Genomic DNA, 20,581 nt, shown 5'->3' on the forward strand with positions numbered 1-20,581 from the left:
CAGGATGCAGGCCGCCAAGGCAGCGTAAGTGGATAATTGTCCAACCTTCGGGGGGCATACCAGAGCGTGAGGAACGATAATCCCAACTATCGTACTGAAGCTCTGCGTCGGTCTGCGCAGATAACTCAATTATCGTGCGACGCTCTGCGTCGGATGCCGTTCGGGACGCTCCGCGTCCTCTTTGCGACGCAGAGCGTCGTGACCTGCATTCCCACGCTTGAGCGTGCGGAACGATCATCTCAACGACCGTTCGCTAAAACCACCTCTCCGGCAACAGATTCCTTGCATACCAAGGCCTGCGCGGCACGCGGCGTAGCAGGTTGCTCAATTTGTCATCCGCCGCAAAGGTAATACGCAGCGCAAGCTTCATGACTTCCGGGTCCATTTCCATGGTCGTGCCTGCCGCCTGCCGCCTGCCCGGGCACGGTGCTGCAGCCGTGGGTTTCCGGCCCCAGCCACGGGTCGCTGACTTCAACCCAGCGGCCCGCCGCGAACCACGGCACGCCATTGACTTCCAGGCGCTTCACTTCACCCGGATGAAAGCGCTCGTGGGCGCGGAACCAGTCGTCGATGCGGTCGTCGATCCAGCCGTGAAACATCCAGAACACCGGGTTCACATGCGATGAAAACGGATCGGCGAGAAAGTCGTTTTCCGGCTCGAACCAGCGCTCGGCGAAGTCGTCCGAACGACGCGCCATGGGCACCGGCTGGCCGTTGGCGGGGTCGCGAGCGACGGAGGCCCAACGCATGTGCAACCAGTCGTGCAGTTCCAGCTCAACCTGCGAACCAAACTGCCCCAACGTCAGCTTCGACAGAAAGCGCGGGTCGCGGTACTGCGACTCCCAGACCTGAAAGTGCGTGTGAAACGTCTCGTGGCTTTTGATATCGCTGACCAGTTGCGTGTATTCCTCATCGCCCTGGGCCAGCCAGTTGGGCGGCAGCGAACAACCGTCGTGATTATCGAAATAACGTGCGAAACCCAACCGGTCACGCTCCAGCGCAGGCTGAGGCAACGGAAACCGCGGCCACGACGGCAGGTCCTGAATCTTGCGCGCCTGAATCAGCATGTGCCGGTGCATGTAAAAGAAGTCTTCACCCGAACCGTTGCGGTCCTTGTGCGGGCCACGCGCATCACGCTCTTTCTCGCGCGGCCCCGGCTGCCAGCCGATACCACGCAGGGCGTTGCGCTTGTCTTCGGGCAGCTTGTGCCATTTGTCCCGAGAGGCATGCCACAGCTGGTGAAACAAGCGATGCTCCTTGGAAACCAGCCAGGCCAGAAACGGCGGACTCAGGCCGACCCGCTCGCGCGCCTCAGGGAACACCTGCTTGATGGCAATCAGGCGGTTTTCCAGCTCCGGCAGGGCCAACGGCCGGTCCAGACGTTCGATACGTCCGCTCAACGTGCCGCTGCCCGCATTGCCGAACGCGCCCCAGACTTCATCAAGGGTCAGGCTGAATTCGTAATCCGGAGTGTCGCTGTGCGGATCATTGCCAGCATGGCCGTCCATCACCCGCAGATACAGTTTTGCCGCGTTGGCCGGTTGCAGGTCGCCAATCACCCGGAAGCGTGGCTGTGCGTCGCTGCGCAATTGCTCCGGCGTATCGATATAACCGCGCAGGCCACGACCGCGCGGGGCAATGTCGAGAAACATTTCCAGACCTTCGAGCGGCGCATCGGCCAATCCGGCATCACGCCCCTCGAAACGCAGCGTCCATACCCCGCGCAGCTTGTCGGCCAGGCGCTGGGTGGACTTATCTGCGGGCCCGGCCGTGGCCTCGCCCGGTGTCACGGGTTCCTCGACACGGGTGAATTCCCGATGCGCATAATAGGCAGCCGGAACTGCCGCGCCGGTCAGCGCCAGCCCTGCTATGAACCCTCGTCGAGAAATCGTCATTACCCTACCTGTTCCAGCACCGAGACAGCCGTTATCCAAGCTAGAACGTAAACCCGGCAGACAAATTTAGCTCAGCATCCGAATCCAGGATACGGCGCTAAATTTTTCGCCCATCCGCTCGTTCTCCACCAGATAGCAACAGCCCTTGCAGGCTGCGCAACGGTTAATCTGAACGAGACGGAAATGACAAGACCGCGTTGGAAAAAGGCTCTCTTCATCGGCCTGCCGCTGGCCCTGGCCATCAGTGCAGGCGCGGGTTTTCTGGCCTGGAATTACTGGTCGCCTGCCGGTTACCCGGTCAAGGTCATGAAGCAGGCCGACGACCTGCAAGAGCGGATCATTTCCTTCGACAGCCACATCACCGTGCCGATGAAATTCGGCAGCGAGGGCAATGAAGCCGACAAGGACGGTTCGGGCCAGTTCGACCTGGTGAAAACCGCACGCGGGCGCTTGTCCGGCGCAGCACTGACGGTATTCGGCTGGCCGGAAATCTGGAACGGCGACAATGCCCCGCATCGCCCGACACCCGGCTTTGTCGACGAAGCGCGCCACCAGCAGGAAGTGCGCTACAAGATCATCACCGGCATGGTTCGGGATTTCCCCAATCAGGTCGGCATCGCCTATACCCCCGACGACATGCGCCGCCTGCACGGCGAGGGCAAGTTTGCGATTTTTATCAGCATGCTCAACGCCTACCCGCTGGGCAATGACCTGAGCCTGCTGGACCACTGGACAGCGCGCGGCATGCGCATGTTCGGCTTCAGTTACGTCGGTAATAACAGCTGGGCCGACTCTTCACGCCCCCTGCCCTTTCTAAACGACACGCCCGACGCGCTGGGTGGCCTGTCGGAGATCGGCAAGCAGGCAGTGCAACGCCTCAACGACCTGGGCGTGATCATTGATGTCTCGCAAATGTCGAGCAAGGCGCTGGAGCAGGTCAGCCAGTTGAGCCGTACGCCAATGGTCGCCTCGCACTCGGCCCCGCGTGCGCTGGTGGACATCCCGCGCAACCTCAGCGACGAGGAAATGCAGCTCATCAAGCGCAGTGGCGGCGTGGTGCAGATCGTGGCGTTCCCGGCTTATTTGAAGCCGCTGACCCAGAAGACTCAGGACAAGCTCAACGCCCTGCGCAAGGACTTCGACCTGCCGCCACTGCCCAACCTGGCCATGGCACTGATGCCCGGCGACGCGATTATCACGGTCTGGCCGGAACTGCGCTTCGGTGCCTACGCCAGCAAGCTGTACGCGATCCTTGAAGAAGAGCCCAAGGCCACGGTCAAGGATTTCGTCGACGCCATCGATTACACGGTCAGAAAGATCGGTATCGACCATGTCGGCATCAGCTCCGATTTCAATGATGGCGGTGGCGTAAAAGGCTTCAACGATGTCAGCGAGGTTCGCAACGTGACCGCCGAGCTGATCGAGCGCGGTTACGCCGAAGCGGATATCACCAAGCTCTGGGGCGGCAATTTTCTGCGCGTCTGGGAGCAGGTGCAGGCTTCGGCGCGTCCGGATGCGAAACAAACCAACCTTTCGAATGCCGCTAGCCGAACATCAGGCGCTACCGCTCATGACTGACCGCAGAACCTTCCTCAAACAGGCCGGAGTGCTGGCCGCAGCCTTGCCACTGGGCTCCGGTCTTGCGTCAACGGCACTGGCGTCCGCACCTGCACCGACATCCACAGACAAATGGGCGCGCTTGAAACAGCTGTTCAATCAGGACCCGGATTACGTCCACCTTTCCAACTTTCTGGTCACCTCGCACCCCACTCCGGTTCGCGAGGCCATCGAACAGCATCGCGCGCGCATCGACCGCAACCCCGGACTAGCGATGGACTGGGACCTGGGGGAAACCGAGCGCCGCGAACATGAAGTTCGCGTCTGGGCGGGCAAGTACCTGAATGCCCAGCCTGGCCAAATCACCCTCACCGGCAGCACCACCGAAGGGCTGGCGATCATCTACGGCGGTCTGCATGTGCGCCCGGATCAGGAGATTCTGACCACCGAGCACGAGCATTCCTGCACCCGCGACATCCTCAAATTCCGCCAGCAGCGCGAAGGCACTCAGGTGCGCAAGATTCGCCTGTTCAAAGACCCGGCGACCGTGTCGGCAGACGAAATCATCGGCTCCATTGCGCGCAGTATTCAGCCGAAGACGCGAGTGCTGGGCATGACCTGGGTGCAGTCCGGCAGTGGTGTGAAATTGCCTATCGGCGCCATCGGCGATCTGATCGAGGAACACAACCGCAACCGTGACGACAAAGACCGCATTCTGTATGTGGTCGACGGCGTACACGGGTTTGGCGTCGAGAACCTGGATTTCCCGGACATGAAGTGCGACTTCTATGTCGCCGGCACTCACAAGTGGATGTTCGGCCCGCGCGGCACAGGCATTGTCTGCGCCCGCTCGGAGCAGGTCAAAGACCTCACCCCACTGATCCCGACGTTCTCGGAAGCCACCGGTTTCAGCACGATCATGACGCCCGGCGGCTATCACTCGTTCGAACACCGCTGGGCACTGAACGAGGCGTTCAAGCTGCACCTGCAACTGGGCAAAGCCGACGTGCAGGCGCGTATTCACGAGCTTAACAGCTACCTCAAGCAGCGCCTCAAGGCGCAGCCCAACGTCGAACTGGTGACACCGATGGACCCGACACTGTCGGCGGGTTTCAGTTTCTTCCGGCTCAAGGGCCAGGAAAGCGACGAGGTGGCCGCCTGGCTGATGAAACAACGCATGGTCGTGGACGCCGTGAGCCGTGATGTCGGCCCGGTGGTGCGCACCGCGCCCGGATTGCTGAACAACGAGGCCGAAATCGATCGATTCATGGCCCTGCTCAGCCAGCGCAGCTGACGTGCACGCACTGAATCCACTGTTTTCCGTTTTCCATCGAGACCCGTCATGAAAAAAACACTGCTGCCCCTTTCCGCTTTGCTCGGCCTGTTGCTCTGCGGCACCACCCTCGCCGCCACGCCTGCGGCGGTGCCCGCGCCCGGAAAAGTGTTCAAGGACTGCAAGGATTGCCCGGAAATGGTCGTGCTGCCTGCGGGCACTTTCACCATGGGTGCGCCCGAAGAGGAATTGGGTCGCCAGCCGGACGAAGGCCCGCTGCACGACGTGACCTTCGCCAAACCGTTCGCCATCAGCCGCTTTCAGGTACTGAGTGGCGAATGGAACGCCTACATCAAGAGCTCCGGTTACAAGATGCCAGACGGCGATACCCGCCCTGGCCGCGAGTGCAAGGCCGGCAAGCCACGCTACCCGCTGACGGCGCGCCAGCCCGCCGTGTGCATGGACTGGAACGAAGCCAAGGCCTATGTCGAATGGCTGTCGAAGAAGACCGGCAAGTCCTATCACATGGTCAGCGAAGCGCAGCGCGAATACGCGGCACGTGGCGGCAGCAAGGGCTCTTTCCCGTTCCCGATGGATGAAGGCAAGCCCTACAGCATCGCCAAACACGCCAACACCTACGGCCCGGAAGACGGCTTCAGCTACACCGCGCCCGCTGGCAGCTACAGCCCCAACGATTTCGGCATTTACGACGCCCACGGCAATGTCTACGAATGGACCGCCGATTGCGAGACCAGCAACTACAACGGCGCACCCACTGACGGCAGCGCGTGGCTGGCCGGCGATTGCACCTGGAAAATGATTCGCGGCAATGACTGGACCGAAGCGCCGATCTTCTCCCGCTCCGGCAACCGCAACAGCCGTCAGCCGGATGTACGCGGCGACTGGCTGGGTTTCCGGGTCGCCCGCGACCTGTAACGGACTTCATGCGCGCCTGCGGCCTGCGACAGACGCGGGCCGCACTCACGGACACTGACGAGACACACCCATGACCCGCAAAACTGAAAGCCTCGCCCGGGAAACCCTGAGAATCCTCAAGCCCTTCTGGTGGCTGGTGGCGCTGTCGACCGTGCTGGGGATTGTCAGCGGTCTGAGCGTCACCGGCCTGCTGGCCACCATCAACAATGCGATGAACATGCCCGGCGGACCGGACACGCAGACCGCGCTGCTGTTCGCCGGGTTATGTGTGCTGACCCTGGCCTGCTCGACACTGTCCAACCTGTCGACCAACTACGTTGGCCAGCGCGTGGTCGCCAACCTGCGCCGCGAGCTGGCTGCCAAGGTGCTGGTGGCACCCATCGAGCAACTGGAGCGTTATCGCTCGCACCGTCTGATTCCGGTGCTGCTCAACGACGTCAACACCATCAGCACCTTCGCCCTGTCGGTCGCACCGATGGTCATCTCGTTCACCGTCACCCTGGGCTGCCTGACCTATCTGGCACTGCTGTCCTGGCAGATTCTGGCGTTGACCGTGCTCACCGTGGTGCTCGGCACCGGCGCGCAGTACCTGGCCCATGCGTACGGCATGCGTAGCATTCTGGCGGCGCGCAACAGCGAAGACGAATTGCAGAAGCACTATCAGGCGCTGTCTGCGGGTGCCAAGGAGCTGCGCATTCAGCGCAAGCGTCGCCAGCACATGCTCGACGAGAAGATTCACGGTGCCACCGAGCACATCTGCCGCTCGAACATTCGCGCCGCCAACATTTTCGTCAGCGCGGAAACCTTCGGTTCGATGCTGTTCTTTGCCGTGATCGGCATCGCCATCGCCTTCCAGGCCATGTGGCCGACCACTGAAAAAACCGTGCTGGGCGGCTTCGTGCTGGTGATGCTGTACATGAAAGGCCCGCTGGAACGCCTGATCACAGCCCTGCCCGGCATCAGCCGCGCGCAGATCGCCATGCGCCGTATCGCCGAACTGTCGTGGAAGTTTTCCAACCCCGAACCCCACTTGCTGGTCAGCGACCGCCCCAATTCGCTGGCCAATATGCAAACCCTGGAACTGCACAACCTGCGCTATGACTACCCTCCGGTCGAGGGCAGCGACGCCTTTCATCTCGGCCCGGTCGATTTGAGCATCAAACAGGGCGATATCGTGTTCATCGTCGGCGAAAACGGCTGTGGCAAGACCACGTTGATCAAGCTGCTGCTGGGTCTATACACGCCGCAACAGGGCGAAATCCGCCTCAATGGGCAGACCGTCACCCCGGAAAACCTGGATGACTACCGCCAGTTATTCACTACGATCTTTGCCGATTACTACCTGTTTGATGAGCCGTTGCAGGGGCAGGCCGCGCTGCCGCAAGACGCCGGCAAATACCTGGAGCGGCTGGACATCGCGCACAAGGTCAGCATAAAGGACGGTGCCTTCACCACCACCGACCTGTCGACCGGTCAGCGCAAGCGTCTGGCACTGATCAACGCGTGGCTGGACGAGCGTCAGGTGCTGGTCTTCGACGAGTGGGCTGCCGATCAGGACCCGGCGTTCCGGCGCGTGTTCTACACCGAACTGCTGCCGGAGCTGAAGCAGCAAGGCAAGACCATCATCGTCATCTCCCATGACGACCGCTATTTCTACATCGCCGACCAACTGGTGCGCATGCAGACCGGGCAGATTCAGGTCGAGCAGGTGCAGAACGACACTTACGAAAAAACCATTCCGGCCTGATTCATCCACGCCTCGAAAGCCCCGCCCGGCCAGTCCGCGAGCGGGGCTTTTTGTTACCCGGCGAAGCCATACCGGCCCCAGCCAGATAGCCAAGCGCCATCTTTTTTCCGGAATTGTGAAAAATTCATTAAATAAACGTTATTCGCTTTCGTTCTCATTAACAGCGAATTGCGTGCACAGCCATCTCCCACGCAGCTCCTTATAAAAAAGTTGCTCACGCCTGCCCCGTCGACGGCTGAACCCGACTGCGCAGACCTGAACAACGCTCTCAATCTCCTTGCCGATACCCACTGGAAAGAGCCAATTCATGCACAACCCGTCACGACTTACCCCGCTCAGCAAAGCGTTGATGCTCAGTCAGATGTTCCGCTCCCGGCCATCCATGGCGGCCATGGGCCTTGCGCTCTGTATGCCGGTGGCCAGCCAGGCACAGGAAACCGCCGCAGACGGTTCGACCACCACGGGCACGGTCAACCTGGCCCCGACCGCGATCGACTCGCAGTACCTGGGCACCGCCACTGACGGCACTGGCTCTTACACCACCGGCGCGGTAAGTATCGGCAAGGGCGCGCCACAGTCGCTGCGTGAAACACCGCAGTCTGTAAGCGTGGTGACTCGGCAAGTCATGGATGACAACAACCTCAACAGCCTGAGCAAGGTTCTGGAAGACACTCCGGGGATCACCTTCCAGTACCGTAACTTCGGCGGTCACGTGTATACCTCGCGCGGCTTCTCGCTGCTGGCGGAGAGCTTTCTGGTCGACGGCATTGGCGGCCAGGGCTATCAGATCACCGGCTGGATGCAGCCGGACATGGCCATCTATGACCGTGTGGAAGTATTGCGCGGCGCGTCTGGCCTGCTGGTAGGTGCCGGTCAGCCCGGTGGCGCGGTCAATCTGGTGCGCAAACGCCCGACCGCCGACAACAAATTTTCGATCACCACTCGCGCAGGTTCGTGGGATCAGTACCGCGTCGATCTGGATGGCAGCGGCAAGCTCAACGATTCGGGTACGCTGCGCGGGCGCATGGTCGCGGCTTACGATGACAGTGGTTCGTACCTGGATGGGCGCGACAGCCGCACCCCGCTGCTGTACGGCATCGTCGAAGCCGACCTGAGCGATGACACCACGCTGACCATGAGCCTGCGTCGCCAGGAACAGGTCATCAATGGATACTCGATCTACGGCCTGCCGCGCTACAGCAACGGCCAGTCGCTGAACCTGTCGCGCTCGACCAATCTGGCGCAGAAGTGGAACCGTCTTGAAAGCGACATGACCGAGGTCTTTACCGAAGTCGCGCATCGCTTCAATGAGGACTGGGCCAGCCGCACGTCGCTTACTTACTCGCAGGGCGGTTTTGATCAGAACATTGCCTACGCACGAGGCGCAGTAAACCCAACGACGCTGGCGGGCTCCAATTTTCAGGGCACACTGTTTCGCAAGGACGAGGTCGACAGCGTCGGTCTGAACAGTCAACTTGAAGGTAACTTCAACGCGTTCGGCCTTGAGCATCAGGTAACCCTGGGGGCTGACTGGTCAAAGCAGGACGCCAACACGCATCAGGCGACCGTGACGAGACGCACCGCAGTCAACGTCTTTGATGTCGACCAGAGCGCTTTCGCCAAACCGGTCCGTCCGGCCTGGACCACCGACATCGACACCACCGAAGAACGCGCAGGCCTGTACGCCAACACGCGTATTCACCTGAGCGAGCCGTTGAGCGTGGTTCTGGGCAGCCGCCTGAGCTGGTATGACTACAAGTACGACGTCAAAACCGGTGCAGCCACGGATTATGAATCCAAGCAGACTCAGGAATTCACCCCGTTCGCCGGCCTGATCTACGACATCAACGACAACTGGTCGTGGTACGCCAGCTATGCCGACATCTTCACACCACAAGCCAACTACGTAACCGCAGGCGGCTCGCCGCTGGACCCGGCCATCGGCTCCAACTACGAAACCGGCTTCAAGGGTGAACTGTTCGACAAGCGCATGAACCTGTCGATGGCGCTGTTCTACATCAAACAGAAAGATGTCGCCGCGCTGGACGTGAACACAACTCAGACCTGCCCGACCAGCTCCGACGGCTCCTGCTACCTGCAGGACGGCATCAGCCGTAGCAAGGGTGTCGACGTCGAAGCCAGCGGTGAAGTGTTGCCAGGCCTGCAAGTATTCGGCGGCTATACCTTCAACATGCTGCGCAACAACGGCGATGCGGATGTCGCCTACGAAACACCGAAACACATGCTGCGCCTCAACACCAGCTACAACCTGCCGGGTGCATGGAACCGCCTGACCCTGGGCACCGGCGTGTCGGCAGATTCGGGCTATGAAGTGCCGTCCAACAAACAGCTGGGCGTTTCTGGCAAGGCCATCTGGGATGCGCGAGCCTCGTGGAAACTGGACGAGAACTGGAAGGTGTCGCTCAACGCCGAAAACCTTTTCGACCGCAAGTACTACAGCACCTCGATCGCCACCGACCGCTCCAACGTCTACGGCGAACCGCGCAGCTATGTCCTGACCTTGCGGGGGGATTTCTGATCTGAGTCCAGGCTTTGACTCTTGTGCAAATGCTCCGCGTTGGTATGCCTTTGTGAACGTTCTGCGTCCGTTCTTGAATACGCGGCGCGGCGCAGATTTGTGACGCGGAGCGTCACCCAAGGCATTCCCACGCTGGAGCGTGCGGAACGATAGGTGTCCGTAAGAACACCTATCGTTCCAATGCTCCGCGTTGGAACGCCTTTCTGGACGCTCTGCGTCCGGTTTTGATGTGCGACGCGTTGTCGGCTTGTGATGCACAGCGGTGCCCACGACCAAACCGCGCAAATACATTATCCTGCACCCTCGATTTCAAAGAGCCATCCCTCCCATGCAAACACCCTTCAGCCGTCTGCGCACAGGCCGCGTGAAAACGCTTGGCTTGCGTCTGGGCGGGCTGGTGCTGGCATTGGCTTTTCAGGGCGAGGCACTGGCTGAAGAGTTCGACTTCGATATCCCCGCACAACCCTTGAACAGCGCCCTTAAAGAGCTGGGGCGCCAGGGCGACCTGCAAATTCTTTACAACCCCGATGATGTGAACGGCAAGTTCAGCAGCCCGGTGCACGGCAGGTTGACGCCTGAACAGGCGGTCGCGGATCTGCTGAAACAGGCTGGTGTAACGCACAACCTCGAGGCCGACACCCTGACCCTCGGCAGCGCGGCGTCAGCGCAACCCATGAACCTTGGGCCAGTGGCGATCAAGGGCGACCCGTTCGGTATCACCACCGAGGGCAGCGGCTCGTATGCGGCGACCGGCGTGAGCATCAACAAGGCATCACAATCGCTGCGCGAAACCCCGCAATCGGTCACGGTCATGACCCGTCAGTTGATGAACGACAAAAACCTCAACGGCCTCGACGAGGTGATGGCGCAGACGCCTGGCATCACCTTTTCGCAACGCAACTTTGGCTCTCATGTGTTCAGCTCGCGGGGCTTCGCGCTGGAAGACGAGAGCTACACCATCGATGGCGTTGCCGGTCAGGGTTACAGCGTGACCGGCTGGATGACCCCGGACACGGAGATCTACGACCGCGTTGAAGTGCTGCGCGGTGCTGCCGGGCTGTTGATCGGCGCGGGCAACCCCGGTGGCGCGGTCAATCTGGTGCGCAAGCGGCCGACCGCCTTACCGCAGTTCTCGATCACCACCCGCGCCGGCAGTTGGGACCAGTACCGGGTCGATCTGGATGGCAGCAGCAAGCTCAACGACTCGGGCAGCGTGCGCGGGCGTTTTGTCACGTCTTACGAAGACCGTGGATACTACATCGACGGCCTGAAAAAGACTGCGCCGCTGTTGTACGGCATTCTGGAAACCGACCTGAGCGAAGACACCACGCTCACGCTGGGCCTGCGCCATCAAAGCGCGGATACCCACGGCTATTCGATTTTCGGCCTGCCCCGCTACAGCAACGGCAAAGCGATTGATCTGCCGCGTTCCACCTCCTTGGCCCAGGACTGGAACCGTCATCAGACCCGCACCGACGAGGTGTTCAGCGAACTGGAAACCCGCTTTGACGAGAACTGGAGCGGCACACTGTCTGCCACTCACTCCGATGGGGCTTTCGATCAGAAAGTCGCGTACGCACAAGGCGCCATAGACCCTGCGACCCAGAGCGGTTCACGACTGGTCAGAACCCTGTTTCGCTCGGACACGCTGCAAAGCGACGGTTTCGACAGCCATCTGGACGGTCGTTTCGACGCCTTTGGCCTGACCCACCAGTTGACCATCGGCGGCAACTGGTCTGAGCAAAAACGTGATTCGCGCTATGCCACCGTCAACAGCAATCGGCCGCTGGACATCTTCAATCCCGATCACGACGCGATTGCTGAACCTGCTCGTCCAGCCTGGCGCAGCACCGACTACAGCGACAAGCGTTATGGCGTTTACAGCAACCTGCGCCTGAGCCTGACCGAGTCGTTGAGCCTGGTCATGGGCGGCCGGGTCAGCTGGTATGACTATCAGAGCCAGTCCGCAGGCGTGACTACTCGCGCTCAGGAGGAAAACCAGGTCACGCCGTTCGTTGGCGTGATCTACGATCTGAACCGAGACTGGTCGTGGTACGCCAGCTACACCGATATCTTCCTGCCGCAGAGCGGTTATCGAACGGCATCCGGCGCATTTCTTGACCCGGCCATCGGTGCCAGCCATGAAACCGGCATCAAGGGCGAGTTGTTCGACAAGCGCCTGAACGTGTCTTTCGCGCTGTTCTATGTGAAACAGAAAGACGTGGCGGTCGAGGACGATGCCAATGCGGGCCAGTGCCTGAGCAACGACGCTTACGGCACCTGCTATGTGAATGGCGACATCCGGCGCAGCAAGGGTATCGACATGGAGATCAGCGGTGAGCCGTTACCGGGCTTGCAGACCCTCGCCGGTTACACCTTCAACCTCACGCGCGGCAGCGACGGGAAATCGATTTCAGCAGAAACACCCCGGCACATGCTGCGCTTGTCCAGCAGCTACAACCTGCCAGGCACCTGGCGTCGACTGACCGTCGGCGGCGGTGTGTCGGCGCAAAGCGGCTACTCGGAGCACGAGTCGACCCAGCCCATCGACAACCCTGGCCGCGCCATCTGGGACGCACGCGCCTCATGGAAGATCGACGAACACTGGTCGGTGGCCCTCAACGGCAACAACCTGCTGGATCGCAAATACTACAAGGCAACCGGCGACATCGACCGCGGCAACTACTACGGCGACCCGCGCAACTACGTCCTGACGTTGCGCGGCGATTTTTAGAAGCCCGCGCTCGCGTCTTACAATCAAGATCGGACGCAGAGCGTCCAGAACTGCATGCGACGCGGAGCGCCGCACGATAGCTGGGATTATCGTTCCGCACGCTCCGCGTGGGAATGCCGTTCGTGACGCTCTGCGTCACACAAGCCGCTCGGCAAGCCCGTGCAGAAACGCCTCGGCAAGCACCACGTTGTCATGCCGCTGATCAACCGTTGTCGAGCTGCGCAGCCCGTTGACCGAGCACTGTTCAAGCAGCACCGCTTCAGCCCGGGCAATCTGTCCTGGCGCACGGCTCTGCCCGGCCCACCAGCAATCGGCCTGTACGTTAAGCGTTTTCAGGGTAAATGCCTGGCTCAGTTGTGCGTTGGCTTCCAGTAGTTTGTAACCGGTTTCGATCTCGTCCTGCACGGTGATGTCCTGGAATATGCTGCGCAGGTTGTCGGCGTTCATGCCGGCCTCCAGCGCGACATGGTCGACCACCCAGTCAATCACCTCACCCTCGCTGGACAGCGACTGCCGGGCGGTTTCGATAAGCCCCACAATCGACGCTTCCTGCAAGCCCGGCATAAACGCCTGCAAGCTTTTGATCAGGCTGCGGTAGTAGTTTTCGCCCTGTTTTTGCGTGGTGACTTCCGGCGCTTCTTCGACCCACTCCATCCCCACCGAGGCAGGCAACTGGGTGTCCACCAGCCCGAGAAAGCTGACCGTGTCGCCCTCACGCTCAAGTACATGCGCCACCTCGATGGCCAACGCACCGCCCATCGACCAGCCCAGCAGGTTGTAAGGCCCGTGCGATTGAGTCATACGGATTTGCTCGACGTAGTAATCGACCATTTCCTGCCACGACGTATCAAACCAGCCCGGCACCACGTAAGCCTTGTTGACCAGCCCGTAAACCGGTCGGCTGTCGCTCAATTGGCCAGCCAGCGGGTAATACGAGTAGGTGCCGCCACCGCCCGGTGGCAGGCAGAACAACGGCGCATTGTCCGATCGATTGGCGTTCATGACGATGACCGCCGATTTGACCTTAGCCTCATTGGTACGCATGAAATCGGCCAGCTCACCGAGGGTCTGCATCAACAGGAAATCATGCAGTTTGATGGAGACATCAAACGTCTCGCGAATCCTGCCTGCCAGCGAAACCGCCAGCAGCGAGTGGCCGCCCAAGGCGAAGAAGTTGTTGTTGAGCCCTACCCGTTCGACTTGCAGCACCTGCTCCCACAATGCGGCAAGACGTTGCTCGAATTCCGTACGTGGCGCGACGTGGCCTTGCTGTGAACGAGCCACGTCCGGTTTGGGCAGTGCCCGGCGATCCAGCTTACCGTTGGCGGTCAGCGGCATCACATCAATGAAGACAAAGTATGTCGGCACCATGTAATCCGGCACGTGAGCCTTAAGGTGCGTTTTCAGGGTTTCGCGCAGAGCGTCCGAGTCCTGAGCAGCATCAGTGCGCACCAGATACGCCACCAACTGCTTGCCGGAAGGCCCGTCAATATCGATTACATTGGCTTCTCGCACACCGGCATGCTCATGCAGACGCGCTTCGATCTCGCCCAGCTCGATACGCAGCCCGCGAATTTTCACTTGATGGTCGATACGCCCGGCGTATTCGATAACGCCTTCGTCACGATAACGCGCCAGATCCCCGGTGCGGTAAAGACGCCCGCCCTGCTCGTCGAACGGGTCCGGCACAAAGCGTTCAGCCGTCAGCGCTGCACGGTTGTGATAACCCCGCGCCAGACCAACGCCACCCAGATACAGCTCTGCCGCAACGCCTTGCGCGGCAGGCAGCAAGCCGTCATCCAGAATGTGGGTTTTCAGGTTATCGATGGGTCGACCAATCGGCACGCTGAGCACGTCGTCCGGGGTGCAGGTCCAATGAGTGACGTCGATAGCCGCTTCGGTCGGGCCGTACAGGTTGAACAAGCCCGCCTGCGGCAGACGCTTGAGCACCTGACCGGCGAGTTCGGCAGGCAGTGCTTCGCCGCTGCACACCACACGACGCAGGCTGTTACAGTTTTCCACCTGAGGATGGGTGAGAAACGCCTGGAGCATCGACGGGACAAAGTGCAGTGTCGTGACCTCATGTTCGCGGATGGTCTGCACCAGCCGCTCAGGGTCGCGATGATCGCCCGGCAACGCCACGGCCAAACGTGCTCCGGTCAGCAGCGGCCAGAAGAATTCCCACACCGACACGTCGAAGCTGAACGGGGTTTTCTGCAACACCGTATCGCTGCCATCCAGCGCGTAAGCCGTCTGCATCCAGTGCAAGCGGTTGACCAGGGCGCGATGGCTGTTGCCCGCGCCTTTTGGCTTGCCGGTCGAACCCGAGGTGTAAATCACATACGCCAGATTCAGCGGATGGCTGAAGTTTTCCGGGTTGGCAGTGCTGTATCCGGCCAGCCAGTCGCCGTCCTGATCCAGGCACAGACTTTGTACCTGAGCAGGAACCGGCAGACTTTCCAGCAACAAAGTCTGGGTCAGCAGCAAACCGATGCCGCTCTCCTGCATCATGTACGCCAAACGATCTTCAGGGTAATCCGGGTCCAGCGGCACGTAAGCGCCACCTGCCTTGATAATCGCCAGCAAACCGACCACCAGTTCCAGACTACGCTCGACACAAATCCCCACCAGCACGTCCGGACCGACACCCGCTTCACGCAAGCGGTGGGCAAGCTGGTTGGCGCGGGCGTTAAGATGCGCATAGCTCAGTTGTTCAGCCGCAAAAATCAGTGCCGGAGCGTCCGGCGTGGCCTGTACCTGGGCTTCGATCAGGCTGTGCAGGCTGTGCAGGCAGTGCTCACCAGGGAAATCGACAGCCGTGGCGTTCCAGTCGCGAACAATCTGCTGCTGCTCATGATCATCCAACAGCGCCAGCTCACCAATCGCCGCCTGCGGATCACGCACCAATGCCTGCAAAACCTGGCGCAGATGCGCCGACAACTGCGCCATGTGCTGCTCGCTGAAATGCTGGCGGGCATAGCTGAAGCGCATCGACAGGGTTTCGCCCAGATTGACCACCAGAGTCAGCGGGTAATGAGTCTGCTCCTGGGTGTGCAGGCCGCCGAACACCAGCCCCTGCGGCGCGGACTGTTGCAGCGCTTCGGACACCGGGTAGTTTTCGAACACCAGAATGTTGTCGAACAGCGCCTCGCCAGCGCTGCGTGCCCAGCGTTGAATCTCGTACAACGGTGTGTGTTCATGCTCACGCAGGGCGATGTTCTTCGCCTGCACTTGCTGAACCCAGTCCGCCACCCGCTGTTCCGGGCGCGGGCTGGCGATTACCGGCAAGGTGTTGATGAACAGCCCCAGTTGCTCCTCAACACCCGGCAGGTCAGCCGGACGCCCGGCCACGGTTGCGCCGAAGGTCACGCTGGACTGCCCCGTGTAGCGTTGCAGCACCAGCAGCCAGGCCGATTGCACCAGCGTGTTGAGGGTGACGCGCTGCTCGCGGGCAAACTCGCTCAACTGGCGGGTGCCATCGGCATCGATCAGTTGCAGGTAATCGCCATGCCCCTGCTCGCTCCCGGACGCTTTGAAGGCCTGAACCAGCCGGGTCGGCTCGTCCAGTTCGGCAAGCTGGCCGGTCCAGAAACGTTCACTGAGCGCAGCATCCTGGCGTTGCAGCCATTCGATATAGTCGCGATAACGACTGACTTGCCTCGGCAGCGTCTGGCCGCTGTAGCGTTGCAGCACCTCGCCCAGCAGGCGCGAGCTGCTCCAGCCATCCATGAGAATGTGATGGCTGGTGTAGATCAGTTGATGCGTCTGTTCGCCAGTGCGCAATACGGCCAGGCGCAGAAGTGGCCCCCGAGCCAGGTCGAAGCCCTGCTGGCGATCGGCATTCGCCCAATCGTCGATCCATTCGCCTGATTGCGCACGGGCATCCAGTTCGACAAACGGCATGCTGACATTGCGCAATACCACTTGCAGCGACTGCTCAAGATGGCTGACAAAGCCGCTGCGCAGTACTTCATGGGCATCCAGCGTGGCCTGCCAGGCGGCACGGAAACGCGGCACGTCCAGGCCACTGACCTCGACGCGCATCTGGTTGATGTAATTGCCCGCGTCCTGCTCGAACAGGGTGTGGAACAGCATGCCCTGCTGCATCGGTGCCAGCGGGTAGATGTCTTCGATCTGCGCCGCAGGGATTGGCAAACTGCTCAACTGCGACTGGCTCAGGCGTGCCAGTGGGAAGTCCGACGGCGTCACGCCTGCCACGCCTTCGCGGGTGCAATGCGCAATCAATTGTTGCAGTTCAACGGCATATTCGTCGGCCAGCCGCTGCACGGTGTCGCGTTCAAATACCGCACCGCTGAAGGTCCAGCTCAGGCGCAATTCGCCGCCATACACCTGGCCATTGATGCTGAGCGGCGCAGCCAACGGTGCATCGGCGCTCTGCGACGCGCCGCTGCTCTCGGCCGAGGGCGTGAACAACGCGCCTTGTGCGTCGAAGCTGCCGTCGAACTGCCCGAGGTAATTGAACACGATACTGCCCAGCGGCAACGCTTGCAGGGTCTGCCGCGCCGATTCACTGCCCAGATAACGCAGGGCGCCGTAACCAATGCCCTTGTCGGGCACTGCGCGCAGCTGTTCCTTGATGGTCATGAGCGAATCGGCCAACGTGGCCTGCGGCGTGAGCCGGACCGGGTACAGGTTGCTGAACCAGCCGACCGTACGGGTGATGTCCAGCGTGTCGAAGAGGTCTTCGCGGCCATGCCCTTCCAGACGAATCAGGGCATGCGGCTGCGCGGTCCAGCGACTGACCACCCGCGCCAGCGCGGTCAGCAGCAGGTCGTTGATCTGCGTGCGATAAGCCGCCGGAGCGTCTTGCAGCAGTTGCCGGGTCTGCTCGCCATTCAGTTGCGTTACCACCGACAGCGCGTGCTTCTGTTGCTGACCGCCGTGCGGGTGATCGCAGGGCAAGGTGTCGCTGACGTCCTGCAACTGCGTCTGCCAATAATCCAGTTCCTGCGCCAGCACAGGGCTTTGCGCGTAGGCCTGCAAGTGCTCGGCCCAGCTTTGCAGCGAGCTGGTTTTCGTCGCCAGCGCCAATGGCTGGCCTGTTGCGATGGCGACATACGCCTGTTGCATATCTTCCAGCAGCACCCGCCACGACACGCCATCCACCACCAGGTGATGGATCACCAGCAACAAACGCTGCTCGCCCTGCGGTAAGTCGACCAGCACCGCACGCAGCAACGGGCCGTTTTTCAGGTCCAGACTGCGTTGTGCTTCATCGGCCAGTTCAGGCAAGCGCTCGGCACTGTCCAGTTCGTGGGTCCAGAGCAGGTCGCGAGTGTTCAGCGCACCGAACGTGGCTCGCCATTGGCCGTCTTGCTGAGCAAAACCCAGGCGCAGCGCGTCGTGCTGTTCGATCAGCGCGGTCAGTGCAGCTTGAAGGTGGATTGCATCCAGCGTTTGCAGGGGCTTGAGCATCAGCGCCTGATTCCAGTGCTGACGCTCTGGGATATCCTGTTCAAAGAAACGTGCCTGAATCGGCAGCAGCGGCAGCGAGCCACTGACCTGTTCAGCCGCCGCAGCAGGCTTTTTCTGGATCAGTTTTGCCACCGAGGCCAGCTGGCCGATGGTCTGCTTTTCGAACAACTGCTTGGGGCTGACCTTGATGCCCTGGCGCTTGGCGCGAGCGATGATCTGCAGACTGAGAATCGAGTCGCCGCCCAGTTCGAAGAAGTTGTCGGTGCTGCCGACCTGTTCCAGCTTCAGTACGTCCGCCCACACGGCGGCGAGCTTTTCCTCGATCTCGCCGACCGGCGCGGTGTAGCGCTGTTTGACCACGCCGGGTTTAGGCAAGGCGCGCTTGTCGAGCTTGCCGTTGGCCGTCACGGGCAGTCTGTCCAGCAGCATGATCTGCGCGGGCACCAGGTATTCGGGCAAGCGCGCAGCCAGTTGCTCGCGCAGGCTGTCGACACTGAGGCTCGCACCGGCCGCCGCAACGCAGTACGCCACCAGTTGCAGGCGTGTTTCGTCGCTTTCCAGCGGCTGCGCCAGCACCACGGCTTCGGCGACGTTTTCCAGGGTTTGCAGCAACTGGCCGACTTCCCCCGGCTCGACCCGGTAACCGCGAATTTTCACCTGATCATCCGCGCGCCCCAAGTACTCCAGCACGCCGTCCACCCAGCGCGCGCGGTCACCCGCACGGTACAGGCGCTGACCCTCGGCGTGCGGGTCCGGCACGAAGCGTTCGGCGGTCATCGCCGCACGGCCCAGATAGCCCTGCGCCAGACCGCGACCGCCCAGATACAGCTCGCCCGCCACCCGTTCGGCAACCGGGTTGAGATAGGCGTCCAGCACCCGCGCTTTGCCATTGGCCAGTGGTTGACCGACCGGCACACTGCGGCAGGCGTCAATGCGCTCGGCGACTTCATGGGTGAGGATGCCGACCGTGGTTTCCGTCGGGCCGTAGTGGTTGACGATCCGGCAGCCCGGTTTGAGCGTGCGGATTTGCTCGATCAACGCCCAGGAACTGGCCTCGCCACCCAGAATCAGCAATTGGCCCGGCAGCACGTCGGTCGGGTTGGCGGCTTGCAGCAGCCCCTGCAAATGGCTGGGTACGATTTTCAGCACTGCAACCTGATGCTCGGCCATGTAACGGGCGAAGCCATCAGGGTCGAACGCTTGCTCGTGGGACAGCAGATGCAGCGGGCGCCCAGACGCCAGCGCACCAAACAGCAAGGTATGGCCCAGGTCTGCGGCGACAGTCGACACCATCGCCATGCTCGCCCCGTCATCCAGCGACAGGCGCTCAAGCACGCCCTGCACGTAGTTGGCCAGCGCGCCGTGGCTGATCACCACGCCCTTCGGCTGCCCGGTGGAGCCGGAGGTGTAGATGATGTACGCCGGTTGTTCGGCGATGACACGCACATTAAGCGTACTGCCATCCACCTCGGACCATAGCGCAGCATCGAAGGCCAGCACCGGGCACACACCCAGTTGCGCGGCCTTGTCGTCGCCGAACGCGTGAATCAACAACGCCGCGCCGCTGTCACGAACCAGTTGCTGCAAACGCTCGGCGGGCTGTGCGCTGTCCAGCGGCAGGTAAACGGCACCGAGTTTAAGCACCGCCATCAGGCTGACCACCCATTCCACAGAGCGGTCCAGGCACAGCGCAACGGTCATGCCCGGCTTGATGTCCTGCGCATGCAGGTAGCGGGCGAACTGGTTACTGCGTTGTTCAAGTTCGTCAAAGCTCAACACTTGCTGACCAACGCGCAACGCGGTCTTGCCACGGCCGATACGCAGGCCCTGTTGCCACAGGCAGAGGAAGTCATCGCAGGCAAAATCGGCGGTCTGTTCAGCAATCGGCAGCGACACTGCTTGCGGCTGATCGGCAAGTCGCTGGTCGGTGTCTGCGACCAGCGCTTGCAGTACAGCGCGTAGCGCCTCGGCCATGCGCTCGATGGTCGATGGCTCGAACAGGTCGGTGGCGTAAGTGAAATAACCGCGTATGCCGCCCGGCGTGTCGGTGAAGTCGAAGGCCAGATCAAAGCGCGCATCGCTGCTGCCAATCGGAAATTCATCGACAGTCAGACCCGACACACGTTGCCCGCTGTCGTCGGCCGCCAACACGTGCTGATTGATCTTGAACTGGAACAACGGGTTGTGGCCCAGATTACGCTCGGGTGCCAGCGCATCCACCAAATGTTCAAAGGGCAGTTCCTGATGCGACTGGGCACCGGTCACGACCTGTTTCACCTGAGCCAGCAACTGCGCAAAGCTCTGCTGTTCGTCCACCTGCACACGCAACACTTGAGTATTGATGAAGAAACCAATCAGGCCTTCCAGCTCGCTGCGGGTGCGCCCAGCGTTGGGCGCACCAATGCGAATGTCGGCCTGACTGTCACCGCCACTGTAAAAATGACCCCCTAACGCCAACCTAGAA

The 20,581-nt window shown here is 61.3% G+C and carries 7 protein-coding genes and 1 pseudogene; 6 read left to right on the forward strand and 2 right to left on the reverse strand.

What is annotated here, in order from left to right; translation table 11 throughout:
• Nucleotides 1-253 precede the first annotated feature (253 nt).
• Nucleotides 254-1,895 (reverse strand): annotated as a pseudogene (gene pvdP / locus AO277_RS27455) (pyoverdine maturation tyrosinase PvdP).
• 183 nt (nt 1,896-2,078) lie between these two features.
• Between pvdP and pvdM the strand changes: the two are divergent.
• The 6 genes from pvdM (at nt 2,079) to AO277_RS27490 (ending at nt 12,681) form a co-directional block, all read left to right on the forward strand.
• Nucleotides 2,079-3,473 (forward strand): pyoverdine-tailoring dipeptidase-like protein PvdM, encoded by a 1,395-nt coding sequence (gene pvdM / locus AO277_RS27460; protein WP_044319621.1) that lies wholly within the window; start codon nt 2,079-2,081, stop codon nt 3,471-3,473.
• Nucleotides 3,466-4,746, forward strand: a complete 1,281-nt coding sequence (gene pvdN, locus AO277_RS27465; protein WP_044319620.1) for a pyoverdine-tailoring periplasmic protein PvdN — start codon at nt 3,466-3,468, stop codon at nt 4,744-4,746. Before pvdM ends, pvdN begins: the two co-directional genes overlap by 8 nt.
• Before the next feature lie 48 nt (nt 4,747-4,794).
• Nucleotides 4,795-5,661, forward strand: coding sequence for a dihydropyoverdine dehydrogenase (gene pvdO / locus AO277_RS27470; RefSeq protein ID WP_044319619.1), 867 nt, complete (start codon nt 4,795-4,797; stop codon nt 5,659-5,661).
• Nucleotides 5,662-5,731: 70 nt separating this feature from the next.
• On the forward strand, nt 5,732-7,408 hold the full coding sequence (locus tag AO277_RS27475) for a cyclic peptide export ABC transporter (RefSeq protein WP_002552935.1): 1,677 nt from the start codon (nt 5,732-5,734) through the stop codon (nt 7,406-7,408).
• A 307-nt stretch (nt 7,409-7,715) separates the two neighbouring features.
• The gene (locus AO277_RS27480; RefSeq protein WP_044319618.1) at nt 7,716-9,947 is read left to right on the forward strand and encodes a TonB-dependent siderophore receptor; all 2,232 of its coding nucleotides are present in this window, start codon (nt 7,716-7,718) and stop codon (nt 9,945-9,947) included.
• Nucleotides 9,948-10,275: 328 nt separating this feature from the next.
• Nucleotides 10,276-12,681 (forward strand): TonB-dependent siderophore receptor, encoded by a 2,406-nt coding sequence (locus AO277_RS27490; protein WP_044319617.1) that lies wholly within the window; start codon nt 10,276-10,278, stop codon nt 12,679-12,681.
• A gap of 135 nt (nt 12,682-12,816) precedes the next feature.
• On the opposite strand, the gene AO277_RS27495 is transcribed toward AO277_RS27490, so the two are convergent.
• A partial coding sequence (locus AO277_RS27495) for a non-ribosomal peptide synthetase (protein WP_099259160.1) occupies nt 12,817-20,581 on the reverse strand: 7,765 nt, incomplete at its 5' end.

The sequence above is a fragment of the Pseudomonas amygdali genome (assembly GCF_002699855.1).
GTDB lineage: Bacteria > Pseudomonadota > Gammaproteobacteria > Pseudomonadales > Pseudomonadaceae > Aquipseudomonas > Aquipseudomonas amygdali.